General features: G+C 36.5%; 15 protein-coding genes. 8 read left to right on the top strand and 7 right to left on the bottom strand.

The window, feature by feature from the left end; translation table 11 throughout:
- The first annotated feature begins 85 nt into the window (after positions 1-85).
- The 8 genes from IPH52_16365 to IPH52_16330 all read left to right on the top strand — a co-directional run bounded on the left by IPH52_16365 (position 86) and on the right by IPH52_16330 (position 8,101).
- Positions 86-1,147: an ATP-grasp domain-containing protein gene (locus IPH52_16365; protein MBK7056584.1), complete on the top strand. Its 1,062-nt coding sequence runs from the start codon at positions 86-88 to the stop codon at positions 1,145-1,147.
- Entirely contained in the window at positions 1,147-1,299 is a 153-nt protein-coding gene (locus IPH52_16360) for a hypothetical protein (protein MBK7056583.1), read from the top strand. The genes IPH52_16365 and IPH52_16360 overlap by 1 nt, the downstream gene beginning before the upstream one ends.
- Complete coding sequence (locus IPH52_16355) at positions 1,283-1,909, top strand: class I SAM-dependent methyltransferase (protein MBK7056582.1); 627 nt, start codon at positions 1,283-1,285, stop codon at positions 1,907-1,909. The genes IPH52_16360 and IPH52_16355 overlap by 17 nt, the downstream gene beginning before the upstream one ends.
- Positions 1,885-2,763, top strand: a complete 879-nt coding sequence (locus IPH52_16350) for a class I SAM-dependent methyltransferase (GenBank protein ID MBK7056581.1) — start codon at positions 1,885-1,887, stop codon at positions 2,761-2,763. Before IPH52_16355 ends, IPH52_16350 begins: the two co-directional genes overlap by 25 nt.
- An 11-nt stretch (positions 2,764-2,774) precedes the next feature.
- Positions 2,775-5,126, top strand: a complete 2,352-nt coding sequence (locus IPH52_16345) for a YihY/virulence factor BrkB family protein (protein ID MBK7056580.1) — start codon at positions 2,775-2,777, stop codon at positions 5,124-5,126.
- A gap of 7 nt (positions 5,127-5,133) precedes the next feature.
- Positions 5,134-6,972 carry a GMC family oxidoreductase gene (locus tag IPH52_16340; GenBank protein MBK7056579.1) on the top strand — a complete coding sequence of 613 codons (1,839 nt, stop codon included), beginning with the start codon at positions 5,134-5,136 and terminating at the stop codon, positions 6,970-6,972.
- Between the two features lie 155 nt (positions 6,973-7,127).
- Positions 7,128-7,652 (top strand): hypothetical protein, encoded by a 525-nt coding sequence (locus IPH52_16335; protein ID MBK7056578.1) that lies wholly within the window; start codon positions 7,128-7,130, stop codon positions 7,650-7,652.
- Positions 7,653-7,744: 92 nt separating this feature from the next.
- A complete protein-coding gene (locus IPH52_16330; GenBank protein MBK7056577.1) occupies positions 7,745-8,101 on the top strand; it encodes an ankyrin repeat domain-containing protein in 357 nt (118 codons plus the stop codon).
- A 3-nt stretch (positions 8,102-8,104) separates the two neighbouring features.
- On the opposite strand, the gene IPH52_16325 is transcribed toward IPH52_16330, so the two are convergent.
- Genes IPH52_16325 through IPH52_16295 form a run of 7 tightly spaced genes read right to left on the bottom strand, consistent with a single transcriptional unit; the run spans position 8,105 to position 15,495 of the window.
- Positions 8,105-9,154 (bottom strand): hypothetical protein, encoded by a 1,050-nt coding sequence (locus IPH52_16325; GenBank protein MBK7056576.1) that lies wholly within the window; start codon positions 9,152-9,154, stop codon positions 8,105-8,107.
- A gap of 10 nt (positions 9,155-9,164) precedes the next feature.
- Positions 9,165-10,745: a hypothetical protein gene (locus IPH52_16320; protein ID MBK7056575.1), complete on the bottom strand. Its 1,581-nt coding sequence runs from the start codon at positions 10,743-10,745 to the stop codon at positions 9,165-9,167.
- Positions 10,738-12,255: a spiro-SPASM protein gene (locus IPH52_16315; GenBank protein MBK7056574.1), complete on the bottom strand. Its 1,518-nt coding sequence runs from the start codon at positions 12,253-12,255 to the stop codon at positions 10,738-10,740. The genes IPH52_16320 and IPH52_16315 overlap by 8 nt, the downstream gene beginning before the upstream one ends.
- A complete protein-coding gene (locus tag IPH52_16310) occupies positions 12,252-13,298 on the bottom strand; it encodes a putative peptidyl-prolyl cis-trans isomerase (GenBank protein MBK7056573.1) in 1,047 nt (348 codons plus the stop codon). The genes IPH52_16315 and IPH52_16310 overlap by 4 nt, the downstream gene beginning before the upstream one ends.
- A 43-nt stretch (positions 13,299-13,341) precedes the next feature.
- Complete coding sequence (dnaB, locus tag IPH52_16305; protein MBK7056572.1) at positions 13,342-14,673, bottom strand: replicative DNA helicase; 1,332 nt, start codon at positions 14,671-14,673, stop codon at positions 13,342-13,344.
- Between the two features lie 4 nt (positions 14,674-14,677).
- Positions 14,678-15,124 carry a 50S ribosomal protein L9 gene (locus IPH52_16300; protein MBK7056571.1) on the bottom strand — a complete coding sequence of 149 codons (447 nt, stop codon included), beginning with the start codon at positions 15,122-15,124 and terminating at the stop codon, positions 14,678-14,680.
- A gap of 11 nt (positions 15,125-15,135) precedes the next feature.
- Positions 15,136-15,495: a 30S ribosomal protein S18 gene (locus tag IPH52_16295; protein MBK7056570.1), complete on the bottom strand. Its 360-nt coding sequence runs from the start codon at positions 15,493-15,495 to the stop codon at positions 15,136-15,138.
- Positions 15,496-15,512 lie beyond the last annotated feature (17 nt).

Genomic DNA, 15,512 nt, shown 5'->3' with positions numbered 1-15,512 from the left:
AATAAAAATGGTTTAGAAATTAAGTCAAGAAAAAACTTTGTTTGACTGAAATGGAACAATTGGACGAATCTTAATATAGCGACATATGTTTAAATCCGGCTATTTCATTTCCATCGGTGCAGGCAAAAACCAGCTTCCTCTGATCCTAAAATCTAAAGAATTAGGGCTCAAAATTATTGCAGTCGATCAAAATCGAGATGCCATTGGTTTTCAACATTCCGAAATCAAAATTATTCAATCTTTGCATGATTTTCGAAAAATCTATGCGGCGATTTTAAAACTATTTCTACCCGAGCCGATTGTTGGTGTAGGTGTTCGCTCTTACGGAAAAGCGGTCTTAACCGCGGCATATTTGGCTGAGAAGCTAGAATTAGTCGGGACAAATCTCACCAATATGAAAAAATTTTACAATAAAAAACTCATGAAGGCTTTTTTGGGTAAATGCGGAGTAGCCGTTCCAACTTCTTATACATGGCAATACCTGCGCGATTTTCCAAAGCTTGTCAAGACGATTTCTTATCCCTGCATTCTAAAGCCTGTGGATAATATCGCAAAACTTGGAATCGAAGTCTTTCATTCCTCTGATTCTTTACTCGAACGCTTAACTCAATTAAAGGCTAAGAATGATAAATTTCTCCTCGAAGAATTTATTGACGGATCTGAGCTTACCGTTTTAGGATTTGCGCAAAATCGAAAGTTTACGCTAGTTTCCATTTCTGATAAAATTACTACAACCTTTTCTCCTTTTTTAGAGTTGTCTCATCGGCTTCCTACTATTCAAGAAAAAGTGAAAGGAGAACTAAAACTCATTTGCCAGAATATCATTCAGTTGACTGAGTTAGATAATTCTCCGATTGTCGCAGAATTCAAAGTAACCGCCAGGGGAGAAATCTATTTAATGGAAATAATGCCGGAAATTGGGGGAGAGTATTTGGCAGATTTTCTCATTCCAGAATTTTACTCGTATGATTATTTTAAAAACTACGTCCGTCTATTTTTAAATGAACCGGTCGAAGCCGTTGATACTAATTTGAATCGAAAAAAAGCTTCCATTTCTCAGATTTGTTTTATTGCTCCTCCTGAGGGTAATTCTACATTAACCTCTCTCAATCGCTCTGAACTAGATTTTGAAGAGAAAGTTTTTTAATGGAGTCCTTAAAAGAAGTAGGGAGTGCCTTAAATACAAAGGAAGGAAATGCCTGTCGTGTGCAGGTTATTGGAGTCAGCGCATCCAATAAAATAAAGCCGGAAGAGCTAGATAATACTATTAGGAAAAAATACGATGCAAAATTTGAATAAATCGAATCCAGAAATTTGGGATACTCATTATAAAAGAGAAAAGTCAAGACTGATTTTTCCAGATGAAAATCTTGTTCGCATACTCTCGCGTATCCCTCAAGGCGAATTCGCGCTAGATCATGGTGCAGGATCCGGCAGACATTGTGTTTTATTGAAGTCCTGCGGGTTTCAAGTCACCGCTTGCGATTATTCTGCCAAATCTATTGAAGCCATTCAGAGAACAATTCCAAATGTGGAAACTGATATTATCCGCTCATCTGATTTACCCTATACAGATGAAAAATTTGACTTGGTCGTTAGCTGGGGTGTGCTACATTATAATTCATTAGAAGAAGCAAGTCACATAGTGCGCGAAATTAAACGTATCCTCAAGTCTAATGGGAATTTTGTGGGAACAGTAAGATCAACAGAGGATACTCATTTAAAAACAAAACACGGTCAAATTGGGCTTGCTGATTTAAGTGGTGGAAACGTTAGGCTCTATACCCTTGAAGAATTGAAAGAACTTTTGAAAGAATTTACAAATGTAGAATTTGGCTATATGGAAAGAAGCCCGATTGGAAAATTAGAAGAGAGGATTTGTCATTGGATATTTCAGGCGAAGAATTAAAGAAAGACTGTCCTCTGGACAAAAATTGCGATTGGTGCTTTTTATTTCGATCAACGTATAACTACTATGATTTGCCAATTCATCAGTGTAATACTTGCGGGTTACAGACTATTCACCCCAAGGATAAATATGGTTTAAAGGCAATGTATAATTCCAGCTATTATCTGGGAACGGCTAATTACTCTTATCTTGATGAACGAAAAAATGAAGGATACGAAAGCTTTGTCTGGGATGCAAGAATTCGAAACATAAAAAAGTTTAAGAAGACTGGAAACTTTTTAGATATTGGGTCTTCCTTTGGAGGATTTTTGACTCGTGCCAAAAAGGCTGGGTTTGAAACATTTGGAATTGAAATTTCTGAATACTCGGCACAGTATGCAAACGAAAGAGGAATTCGTACCTTCAATGGCTCTCTACTTGACGCTGATTTTCCGGAAGAATTTTTTGATGTGATCACGCTCATCGAAGTCATTGAGCATTTGGATAAACCTGAATTAGTTTTTGCTAAGCTTGCGAAGTTACTCAAACCCGGTGGACTTCTATTGATTCAGACTGCAAACTTCGATGGAATGCAAGCAAAAGAAGAAGGACCTAAGTATCATTATTATTTGCCCGGTCATTTGTATTATTATTCCCTTACGAATCTGAAAAAAATTTTGACCAAAAATGGATTTCAGAATTATACTGTGTATCACGGAGTTGATTTTCCACTCTATGCGAAGCTTTTAAAATCTATGGGAAGCTTTCGCAGTATCACTGACTATTTCAAATGGTTTCGAATTTCCTATTATCATTTGAAAAGTAAATTCTTCAAAGGTAGCACTTCAAGCTTGGTATTATACGCTTTTAAATGAGGTTTTAATTTATGGCACAAACTGGTTTAGAAAAAATCAAAATTTCGGATAAGTTATATCTGATTCCTGAAAAGAAAGGAATCAAGCGGGCTTATGTTATATTCTTGCGGATAATTCTTGTATCCCTCCATCGGTTTTTGGCTGATGATTGTTTGACGCGTGCTTCTGCAATTGCTTATACGAATATCGTTTCCCTTGTCCCTGTATTGACTGTAGCACTTGCTTTTTTAACGATTAGTTCTGGATTCACAGAAAAGCAAGACGAACTCTTTGATAGTATCAATACTTTTTTACAAAAGAATGAGATTCGAGTTGATATTACTCCTTATCTAGAAACTCTAAAAGACATTGTCAGTTCTGCCACGCAAATCGGAGCCATTGGATTTGTAGTTTTAATTTTTTCTGCAACCGCAATTCTAAGAACCTTTGAAGCTGCTTTTAATCAAATATGGCGCATAACGACTCCTAGACCCTTCATAGATAAAATTATTTTTTACTTTTTTATTCTAGCAATCGGTCCTTTACTCGGCGCAATCTTTACTAGCTTTGCTGCAAAATTTGCTGATGCCACAAGAGCTTCTCACTTGTATTCCATTACCCGATCTTCGGATAATTTTTTATGGATGACAGGTGAGAATGGGACGATTGTCAAGATTCAGGAAAATGGGAAACGTCTTGCCAAATTAAAAGACTTTAAGATTGATTTTGAAAATATGCATTGCATCAGTCTCGACAAAGAGGCTGAGGCTAATTGCGATCAGCCGAAGCTTTCCAAAGAAAGCTTTGTTAAAATCAGGAATCGAAAGAATCAATTGGTTGCCATGTCTGCAAATGGAGTCATACTTCAATCCTTAGATCTTGGCTTGACTTGGTCGGTCACAGAAATTCTGAATGCAAAGATTCTGGATTTTTCCATCGCCGATGAGAATAATATGTTCATTGTTTTTGTGAACGGAGATATTATTAATTATCATAATAAGGATCAGTACGATAAGGTTTTTGTCAATTATCGTGACTCGGAGGACAGGGTTGTAGCGACTAAGATACGGTTTCCTGATCCGAAGAACGGATATTTTTTAGATACGAATGGATATTTTTGGAAAACAGTTGATGGCGGAAAAACATTTCAGCCATCCAAAGTTACGAAGGGAACTCTAAATTTAACTGACCTGGCAATTCTGGATAATAGTAATTATGCGGTAGTCGGAGAGAGAGGAGGAATATTCATAAGTCATGATGCCGGTAAAACATGGATAGACATTTCTCATAAGAAAGTTTCTTATACAAAAATTTGGTATATGCAAGATGAGGGAAAGGATGAACTGATTGTATTAAATGATCTAGGTTCTATATTGTATTCTAACGATCTAGGAAATAAATGGCAAATGGTTTATGCTCCGACGGATGGAAAAATTTTTGCTATGATTCCGATTAATCCAAAGTTTGGATTTACCGCGATGAATCCAGATGATGAAAATGCTCCTACAGAAGAAGATATTGCCAAAGAAAAGGAAAAGCAAGTCATTGGAGATATTCTAGCTGTTGGAGAATTTGGAAAAATTTCAATCGGAGATGTGAAAGATGGAACTTTAGAATGGCATACGATTACAGGCGGCGATAATATATTTTCTTTGTATTCATTTATAAAGACTATTATCCCGTTATCCGCTATATGGATTTTCTTTTTAATGCTTTATATGCTAATTCCTCACACAAAAATTCCATTCAAGGCTGCTGCTATTGGGTCTGCGATTACTGGTGTTATTCTCCTACTTTTCATTTGGGCTTTTGGAATTTACCTCAGATCCTTTGCAACTTCTACAATGGTGGTTTACAGGGCATTAGCTGCTGTGCCAATTTTTCTATTAGTAGTTTATTGTCTTTCTATTATTATGCTATTTGGAGCAGAGATTACAGCAACTCTTCATTACAGAGATAGATACAATAGTAACCGACATCCTTTTGATGATGGAGAAGATGATGTTAAGTATACCTTTTATACTAGTATCAAATATTTGGTCTTACTCTATGCTCACCAGAATAAAGCCAAATCCTTCTTAGCCGCAAATGATATAAAGTCGTCACTCGAAATTTCAACTCTAGAATTTGACGCACTAACAGAAAAATTAGTAAGAGATAAATTTATTGTCCGAGTGGAAGGTGGCTTCATTGCCCCTTGTATCATGCCAGATGCGATCAGTCTTTTTGATTTGTATGATAAGATTTCGCATGAGTCCTATGACCTTCCGGGCTTTGCGGATAAAAAAGGATTTGTAATTAAAATTAGCGAGCAGTTAAAAGAAGTAAATAATTTTTCCAAGCAAACTCTTTCTAAAATAAAATTTTCAGAATTATTGGTATAGGTAAAAAATGAATAAATACGATTATGATTATATAATAGTTGGTTCTGGTTTTGGAGGGAGTGTTTCTGCAATGCGACTCTCTCAAAAAGGCTATAAAGTAGCTGTCATTGAGTCAGGCAAAAGATGGAAGTCAGAAGATTTTCCAAAGACAAGTTTTTCTTTAGCAAAGTATATCTGGTTTCCTAAAATTTTTTGTTATGGGATACAGCGCATTAACCTCTTAAACGATGTATTGATTCTAAGCGGTGCAGGCGTTGGTGGAGGAAGCTTGGTTTATGCGAATACTCTCTATGTTCCGCCAAAGGCTTTCTTTGATACACCAATTGTCCAAAAGATGGGTGCAGAGAAAAACTTGCTTCCGTTTTACGATATCGCAAAACGCATGTTAGGCGTAATCGAAAATCCAAAACTCTGGGAAGTAGATACTTTTATGAAAGAGACAGCAGAGGAAATGGGATGTGGAGAAAGTTTCACTCGCACTCCCGTTGGAATTAATTTTAATGATAAAGATCAAGTGGATCCCTATTTTAATGGGGAAGGTCCTGATCGGAATGGCTGTAATTTTTGTGGCGGGTGTATGGTGGGTTGCCGATTCAATGCCAAAAACACTTTAGATAAAAACTATCTTTACTTCGCAGAAAAACTAGGAGCAACAGTTATTCCCGAAACCAAAGTGGAAAAGCTAATTCCTCTGTCAGTCGATGGAGGAGAAGGTTACGAAATTCACACTCGCTCTACTACTGGTTTTTTTGGTTCTCCTAAAAAAACATTTAGAGCGCGTAATGTTGTATTATCCGCTGGCGTGCTAGGAACACTTGGTATACTTTTAAAAATGCAACAAGAAAAAATCATGACTAGGCTTTCTCCAATGCTCGGTCATACAGTTCGCACAAATAGTGAATCTCTTGTTGGTGTTACTTCTCTTAAAAAAGATGTAGACTATTCAAAGGGAATTGCTATAACTTCGAGCGTTTATCCCGATGAGCACACTCATATTGAACCTGTGCGTTATTCGGCAGGCTCTGATGCAATGGGAACTCTTGCAGCCGGAACGTTAGTGGATGGAGGAAAGGGAATACCAAGATTTTTACGTTTTCTCTGGGGCTCGATTCTTCACCCGATCAACACGATTCGTTTTATTTCTCCTTTCGGATTCGCAAAGAAATCGATTATTCTTCTTGTGATGCAAACAGTAGATAATAGCATTAAGATTGTTCGCAAACGTAGACTCATCTGGCCTTTCCAAAAAACTCTTACTTCTGTCCAAGAAGTAGGTAAGCACATACCAACGTTTATCCCCATCGCAAACGAATTTGCTCGCAGGTTAGCAAAAAGAATTGGTGGAGTTGCTAGGAGCACTTTAAATGAAGTAATACTTGATATTCCTACCACTGCTCATATACTCAGTGGTTGTATCATTGGAGATAGTCCTGAAAAAGGAGTGATCGATCTAAAGAATCAAGTTTACGGATATAAAAATCTTATAATTTGTGATGGATCTATGGTGCCTGCCAATCTAGGGGTTAATCCAAGTTTGACGATCACGGCATTAACCGAAAGAGCAATGTCATTCGTTCCTCTCGCTACAGAAGCATCGTGTATAAAATTCTTTGAATACGAGAAGAATTGGAAGATTACAAATACGTTATCCGCTCTAGAAGAAGCAAAAGTTGTGGTAGAAAAAGCAGAGAACAAGTTTAAAAAGTCACCTGTTAAAAAAGAAATACCGGTTGCGGATAAGATAGAACAGCCAATCGCGAAAAAAACTTCTGCTAAGAAAGTCAAACCTGAATCTAAAAAAACAGTTGCGAAGACTAAGCCAAAAGCTAAGTCCAAGAAAAAATAATTGTTGCCTACTCGCAGTATTGCAGGCTAGAAAAGAAATGCCTGCAATACTGGAAATTTATTTCTAAACAAACTAGAATAAATCTAAAAAATATCCGATAATAAAGTTAGCGTATTTAGCGTATTTAGCGTATTTAGCGTATTTAGCGAGAATGTATGATATTAAAAACTTTTATAATTTTAACTTTCCTGTTTTCGTTTTCTGTCTTCGGACAGAATGGAATTAAATGTATAGACGGTGACTGCATGAATGGAACTGGAATTTCTGAGGATAATGTTGGAATTCGCTATGAAGGTTCTTTTCAGGGTGGAGTAAAAACCGGAAAAGGAAGACAGACAGACTCGCAAGGAAATATCTATGTAGGTGACTGGAAAAATGATCTTCCGAACGGCAAAGGAGTATATACCCTAACTTCTGGTGATCAAAAAAAATATACAGGTTATTTTAAAGATGGAAATTATCATGGAATCGGAACTCTCATATATTCTAATGGTGACAAATACATTGGCGAATTTAAGAAAGATAAGCGTAGTGGTTCTGGCACCATGGTATTTAAAGCAGACAAAAAAATCTTCATCGGAAAATGGAAAAGCGATAAACAAAATGGCAAAGGCGTTTACTACTCGTATTCCTCTTCTGAATCTGTGAAATTTAATAAAGGATCTTTAGTCTCTAGATAAGGCAGTGTAAAAAATTCTTAGCTTAATGACATTGACCGCAAGCATGCCTTGTAGTATTGTGGAAGTGACAAAAAGGAAATAGAACTTTGAGCATGAAATTATTTTCTATAAAAATCTTTTTTTTATTTATATTCTCGTTTTCAATTTACTCTATGAGCCGCGCCGATGATTATTTGCTCTTTAGTGCAGAGAAGGGTCATTTCGAGCATACGAAGAAAGCACTCAAGATGGGTGCCTTTGTAAATGTGCGGGATAAGGATGGTAAGACTCCGCTAATGTTCGCGGTTAATTCAGGTAAGCCCGACATCGTCTTGTTACTTATTTTATATGGTGCCGGCTCCGATTTTGCAATTCGAGATTATGATGGAAAGACGGCACTTATGTATGCAATTGAAAACAATCACACAAAGATTATTGAAATGCTAAAGAGTCATGGTGCCACTGAGTAATTTTTAGCGCACAATGATTGGCTGGTACAAACCTTTCGCCATATCTCGTTTATCCAATAGGTTTTGAAAAATATCGTTTAAGTGTTTTTTGCGAGCTGGATTTGATTTAATAACACCAATCAAATAACGCTCTGCATCTGCATCTTTATTTTGAAGAATCAGAATTTTCATATAGGTTATCTGATCTTCTTCTAAGTCTCTATCTGAATTTAAAATTTGTCTGAAGAAAAAAACTGCTTTAGGTAAATCATTTTCGCGAAAATAGGAGTAGGCGAGGTATCTTTTTTCATTCATACCGAGATTTGTTTTTTTGCCTAGCTCTTTAATGATTTCTGCGTAATTACTCTTATACTCATATAAAAGTTGAATGTAAAGAGAATACACGGCAGGCTTGTCGGAGTTTTTTTCCATTAGCCCCTGAATATAAAACCAGGCATCTTTTTTATTTGTTTTAATTAAAGTCTTTATAAGTAGAATTTTGGCAAATGTATAATTCTCTTTTAACTCAAGAGTTTTCTTTGCTTCTGCTATCGCCTTATCGTAATTATCCGCTTGATAGTAGGCAATCGCTAGATTCATCCGATAGTAAGGGTTGTAAGAGCCATATTGATTTGCTTTTTCAAAGAAGTATACTGCTCTTTCCCACTCATTTCTTTTTCCGTAAATCATTCCCATTAGAAAATAACTTGGATCATGCCCTGGATTAAATTTTAAGGCAGTGTTTAAATGTCCTATCGCCGTGTGGTATTCTCCATAACAATAATGAAGATTTCCTTTTAGATAGAAATAATCAACGGACACTTCTGATAATTCTAAAATTTGCTTTGTAACAGCTTCTGCGCTTTTCCACTCCTTTGCTTTTATATGAGTGAGTGCAGTCTGTGTTAGCTTAGAAATTTCTAGCTTGACTTTTGCATCGGAAATTAACTTTTCTCGATCCGGGTCGGTGATTGCGCTTTTGTCATCTTCCGAATTTTCAAAATCGTCGTATGGATCTGCGACTAAACTGTTTAAACAAAAGAGCAGGAGTAATAGGTAGATAAGCTTTTTCATTGGGTAAAAATTAATTCTTTTCAAGTAAATCCTTTATTGCTTTTTTTAAAATTTCCAATCCTTCATTTTTGAGGTTAAGATTAATTTTGCGCAAAAATTTTTGATAGGAAGCAGTCATATTCATATTTTTTATATTTACATTTCCTATGTAAACCGATTCTGAATTCTTAGAAAAATGAAGAGCTAATTTTTCATGGTAGTCAGAGATCGCATACAGTAAAATCTTTTTATTTAGAAAGCTTGCATCCATTACACTTTGTCCGTAATAGGATATAAAAAATTCTGATTCAGCCAATAGCTTTAAAAAATCTCTCTTATTTGTTTTTGGCAAAGTCTTGATTCCGAAGTTTGCCTTTTTTCTAGGGACTCCACCAATTCGAATGATTTCATAACCGGAATCTGCAAAATGCTTATAGGCAAATCTATCTAAGAGGAACGAAGATCTAAAGTTTAAATTTCCTGCATAGACCAATACTTGTTTCTTCTCGGGCACAGATTTATACCATTCAATACCTATTGGAAATAACGAATTGCGCACAACGTCTTCAAATTCGTTAAACATATGAGGGAGTAGATCATGCGGAAAATAGCTATATCTCTCCTGTCCGAAATGATCAATCAGGATAATTGTTTTATGCCGAATGTCTTCTGGTATGTCCATGTCTCTATGGTCTATGATAAAAAGATCATAGTCTTTTGATTCTGGAAGTTTATAATTTATGCTAACATCGTATCCAGTGCATTGGAGGGTAATGGATAACGATTTACATCTTTCATAATGTCCGCTTCCATATTCAACAGGCTCGGCATATAGTATGAATATTTTCTTTCCACTTGGAGTATGTTGGTTAATGGGAAAAGTTATTTGGTTTATGTTTTGGTTTGTCTGGAATAATTCGGGCTCTGTATTGTATAGTTTTAACACGTCTTTAATTCCAAAGAATGGCTTCTTGGGGGATAATTTGGCGTAAACGTCACAGCAAACCTTGTAATCAGATTCTTCATCAATGGTTAATCTGATTTTGCCGCAAATTTGCTTTTCTTCTTCTGTGAGCATTGTTCTAAATTTTTCAAATCTAAATTCATTTGTTTCCTTTAGATGTAAGCTAACGTGCTCTCTATGTCTTTGCTCTATTCCATTAGAAGGAGCTTTCTCAATCGCGCTCATTCTAAATATTTCTACTCCCATTCCAATAGGTAGTCCTTCAAAGGATGCGATTTCAATTTCAGGATTTTCAAATGCTTCCATTAAGAGGTCTAAGTATTCAAGGTCTATGAAAGGGTTATCTGCTGTTAGCCGGATTATATTTTCTGCGTTGAATTTCTTTCCTGCCTGAATAAAGCGGTCTCGAACATCCTCCTCTGAGCCTTCGAAATAGTGAATGGAATTGTCAATTGCATACTGTCTAATTTCTGAATCGTTAGTCGGAATCAATAAAACAATTTTCTCTTTGAGAACAACCTTTGTTAGTCGCTCGATTATATGGGATAAGAGAGGTTTATTCGAACCCATTGGAATAGGTTTTAAAACTTTTCCGGGTAGTCTCGTGGAGGTGCTTCTTGCTTGGATAAAGGCAAAAAATCTATGCATTGAAAGTATACCATTCATCGCAATTTAAACAGGGAACTCCTGTATGATTGTGATTTCCTTTTAGAGATTCTGAAAATAATTGCATTCCTTTTTCCCATACTGCAAAGATTGAATCAGTATTCAAATCTCCGATATGGTTATTAAGGTCTTGTTTACAGATATTGACGGTCTTATCCGAATTGATGTAGAAGTCTCGATTGAGATGCCAACAGAATTCGCGTTTAATCGGTGTTAAGTCACTCACTCTTTTTTCTGGCATGAGTCCTGCAAATGTATTATATTTTTGTAAAATTACATTGATTCCTAGTTTTTCAAAATAGTTAAAATAGCCTTCAATCTCTTCTTCGACTTCTTTCATTTTTATCATTTGGACATGAATATTTGATTTGCCCAATATTTCAGTTATAGATTTCAATGAGGATAATATAGAATTAACGTCTGTTTTGTTTTTGTAGATTTCTTTGTATTTGACTTCATTTAGAGTTGTCAGGTTTATAATTAGGTTGAGCTTTTTCTTATTCTCTCCTAGATTTTTTAAAAGATTGCTAAATGAATCTATATTTGTATAAAGACCTGTTTCGATAATTAATTCTTTTAGATGAGGAAAATTAAGAATATCCGCTACTATCAAATTCAATTCCGGATGAAGTAGAGGCTCTCCCATTCCACCCAGACAGATTGTTACTGGATAAGGAAACGTATCCGCTAGGTCAGTTAGAAATTTTACAATGAATTCATGAGAGAGAAAGGAATTGTCTTTTTCATTGGAAATAAACTGTCTAGGACAAAAACTACAGGAAGATTCGCAACCACGAAAGATTTCCATTTCGATATAAGAAGGAAATAGTCTAAATCCATTTGGATTTTGAAGAATCGTTGTGTATAAATCTTTGTATTCTAATTCAGGATTTATATTTATAAAAAATTCTGTAGATTTGAGAGACCTTGGATCGGACAAAGAAAAATCAAGTCTGTATTGTCTCAAATCTGGTTCTTGAAAAAATATTTCTACATCGTAGTTGTTTAAATTTTTGATTAGAAAATCATGTGCTGTTGCCGGCAGAGTATCGGGAAGAGTAGAAATGAATTCTCTCGAAATAAAATTAGGCACAATCCCTTTCGGCAGATTTTCGCTATAGGAATACTGTGCTAGATAACGAATATGTCTTTTGAGTAAAACCTCTGTTAGCTCCAAACTTAAAAGCGGACTAACCCCCGTAAAATAAGCAAAGAAAGATTCGTCAAAATCTGTGTCCCCGGATTTCGATGGGGGCAATTTCTCTGTAACCGTAAAAAGAAAATCTAATTCTTTGTCAGCCTCAACGAATTGAAATTCATTGTCCGCGGGAAATTGATAGTTTGAGTAACATGGCAAATCGGGAAAGAGAGTATTCACTTTTCGTAGAAATACATCCATCAACTTTGTGTCGGCTAACGAGCGTAAAACTTCCTTCTGTGAGTCAGTGAGAAATATTGCAATCGAAGAAACTGAAAAATCAAATCCTTTCATGGGGCACCCGGTTCTATTTTGCTAAAATTAAATGACTCATCCGGTGCTTCTAGTTTATTCTCAGCAATGTATTCTTTGTCGTATACGGTAATTAATACTTCTTTTCTTCTAGATAAAATCCAATCGTCAAAAGAAGAATCTACTCTCTCTCTTTGAATAATTTCCTGGATATTTCTTCGAATTGTATCGAGCGGAGTAGGACGCTTACCCTCCATTCGAACAAGACAATATCTTCTTTTGTCGTCAATAAATGCGTCAGACACCTTGCCATCGTCAAGACGACCTAACACATTCACCAATGCAGGACTACGGTTAAAAATTTCAAAGGTAGGAGTCCAGTCGTTAATTCCCTTTGCATAGGCTTGGTTTCTTGGACCCCCCGCAATGAGTGAAAAAGCATCTTTGTCTTTGCGAGCATCTTTTTTTATACTATTTATTTCTGCCGAAATTCTTTGCTCTTCTGCATCAGAAGAATTTTTCGGAACCAAACAAATCTCTCTGTATTTGACTTCGAATCCAACTTTTTGTTTGTTCTGATTATACCAGGATTGAATTTCTTGTTCTGTGGGCGGCTTTATACTCACTCGAACTTGAAGTAGCTGTCCCCGTTTAATTTGATAGGGCAAATCGTTTATCCAGATTTCGAACGGTAAACCAGTCTTTTCCGCTATCAGCTTCTCAAACTGTGCACGCTCTGATATCTGGCTAAGCTTCATTAGTCGGTCTACTTCTGCTTCAATGTTTTTCTCACCTGCTTGAATAGATTCTTCGTCGGCAGTAATATCTATGATGGCGCGAGCAATTAGAAAATCAAGGACTTGTGTCTTCGATGAACCTTTTTGAGGCTTTGCTTGTTTTTTTTGTTTTTGCAGAGCTTTGTAGATTTCTTCTCCTCGTTCGAAGTCCAACTGAGAAATAGAAATCTTCCCGACGATAGCCATGATTCGATTGATTGACTCAGGTGCTGGTTCGAGTTTATTTACACTCAATGTAACTGCTAGAACTACTAGAGAGCATAAGAAGCTTGTTTTTAAAAAGTTCATTTCAGTTTTATTTTAGTCAAGGGTTGTTTTTTTCAATTGTTTTTTAACCGCTGCTGAGATTATCAAAGCGGCTGTATTCTGGGGTGAATGCTAGTTGAAAGCTTTTCGTTTGACCCGCGCGGTTTTTTGCGATAATGATTTCTGCCTTGTTCTTTTGGTCTTCTGGAATTTCATCTGGATCTTTGACTTTGTCTTCTCGATAAATAAACGCAACGATATCCGCATCTTGCTCAATGGCACCGGACTCTCGTAAATCAGACAATTGCGGTTTTTGTTCTTTGGATCTTTGCTCTACAGCTCGCGACATCTGAGAGAGTGCAATGATTGGACAGTTGGCTTCTTTCGCCATTTGTTTTAAATTTCTAGAAATAGAGGCTACTTCTTGTTGTCTGCCTTCTTTTACTCCTGGATCATTCATGAGTTGCAAGTAATCGACTACAATGAGAGAGAGTGGGGTAGAGATTAACAACTGTCTAACTCTACTTTTAAATTCCCAAATCGAAAGTGCGCCTGCATCATCAATCCAAATAGGAGCCGATGTAACTTTTATAATTGAGTCGAGTAATTTCTTTTGATCACTCGGATGTATGGCACCTGTTTTTAAATTATTGGAATTGATTCGCGCTTCTGCGCAAATCATTTTGATGAGTAATTCCATGCGGCTCATCTCAAGGGAGAAAATAGCTACAATCTTTTTTTCTTTGATTGCGACGTTAGACGCAATATTTAGGGCAAATGTTGTTTTACCCAAACCGGGACGCGCTGCAATGATAATTAATTCGTGAGGCTTGAGTCCAGTGGTTACTTCATCTAAGCCGTCAAAATGAGTGCGAAGTCCACTCGTTGCTCCCTTGGTTTCATACATCAATTGAACATAGTCAATTAAATCAGCCTTGTCGTCTTTGACAAGCTTAAGCCCACGGGACTGGACTGCACGGGAAATCTTTGCAAGCTCGCCTTCGATACGAGTGAATAATCCCTCGTTATCCTCTTGCTCTGCATTTATGTTTTCAATGGAGTCGCGAAGAACTTTGATATACTTTCTGCGATCTGAATATTTCTTAATTCGCTTTGCATAATAGCTAAGAGGCTGAATGACAACAGCATCTCGGTAGAGTGCAAAAATATATTCCTGGTCTTTTGCTTCGTCGCGGAAACGAGAAGTTTCTCGCAAGTGGTTGGTGAGTGAGATTGGGTCTATGGTGACTGACGCATCTACGAGTTCTCTCATAGATGCGAACATTCTTTTGTGAAGGTCTTGATAAAAATCTTCGGGCTCGATCTGTAGATCGTTTACGCCCGGCGACCCCTTTAAAAGTATAGAAGCTAAAAAGGACTTTTCAGACTCTAACTCATAAAGAGGATCGGAGTTCATACGACTACTCTGATTTTTCTACTTTGATTTTGATGCTAGATGTTACTCCATCAGCAAGTTTAACTTTAGCCTGGTAACTACCAAGTGCTTTGATGTGTTCAGGAATTTCAATCTTACGTTTGTCGAGTTCGATTCCTTCTTTCTTGAGCGCATTTGCAATATCGAGGGAAGTAACAGATCCAAATAGTTTGTCGTTTTCACCGACTTTTACAAGGATTACTAGCTCTTTGCTTTCGATTGCCTTTGCAATTTCTTGCATAGATTTAACGCGTTTGTCTTTTTTGACAGCGGCTAATTTGCGTTGGTGCTCAATAACTTTTGCGGAACCTTCGTTTGCACGAATAGCAAGTCTATTTGGAAGAAGAAAATTTCTTGCATAACCATCAGCAACTTCTTTTTGATCGCCAGCATCGCCTAAGTTGGAAACGTCTTTTTGTAAAATAACTTTCATGTGGTTACTCCTTATATTACTCTAAATGGTAAGAGAGAAATAGATCTTGCTTTTTTGATTTCTCTTACTAATTGTCTTTGGTGTTTCGCACAAGTGCCTGTGATTCTTCTTGGAAGAATTTTACCACGGTTAGTGATAAATCTTTCTAGCATATCAACTCGTTTGTAGTCAAGTGTAGCTGCAAGAGTTTTATCAGCGCAGAATTTACAAACTTTACGTTTGTATTTTGCGTTTTTCTTTGGGTATTTACCTTCGCCATCTTTTCCGCGGAAGTTTTTATCATCATCTTCATCATCTTCGTCGCGTTTATTATAGATCTTTTCTTTGATTGGGTAGTCTTGTTGAATGTCTTTGTTGTCTAGTTCTGACATAGTATTAGTCCTTTTAT

The organism is Leptospiraceae bacterium, from assembly GCA_016708435.1.
Lineage (GTDB): Bacteria > Spirochaetota > Leptospiria > Leptospirales > Leptospiraceae > UBA2033.
Note: the sequence above shows the minus strand (reverse complement) of the source record. Positions and strands in the feature narration are given on the sequence as shown.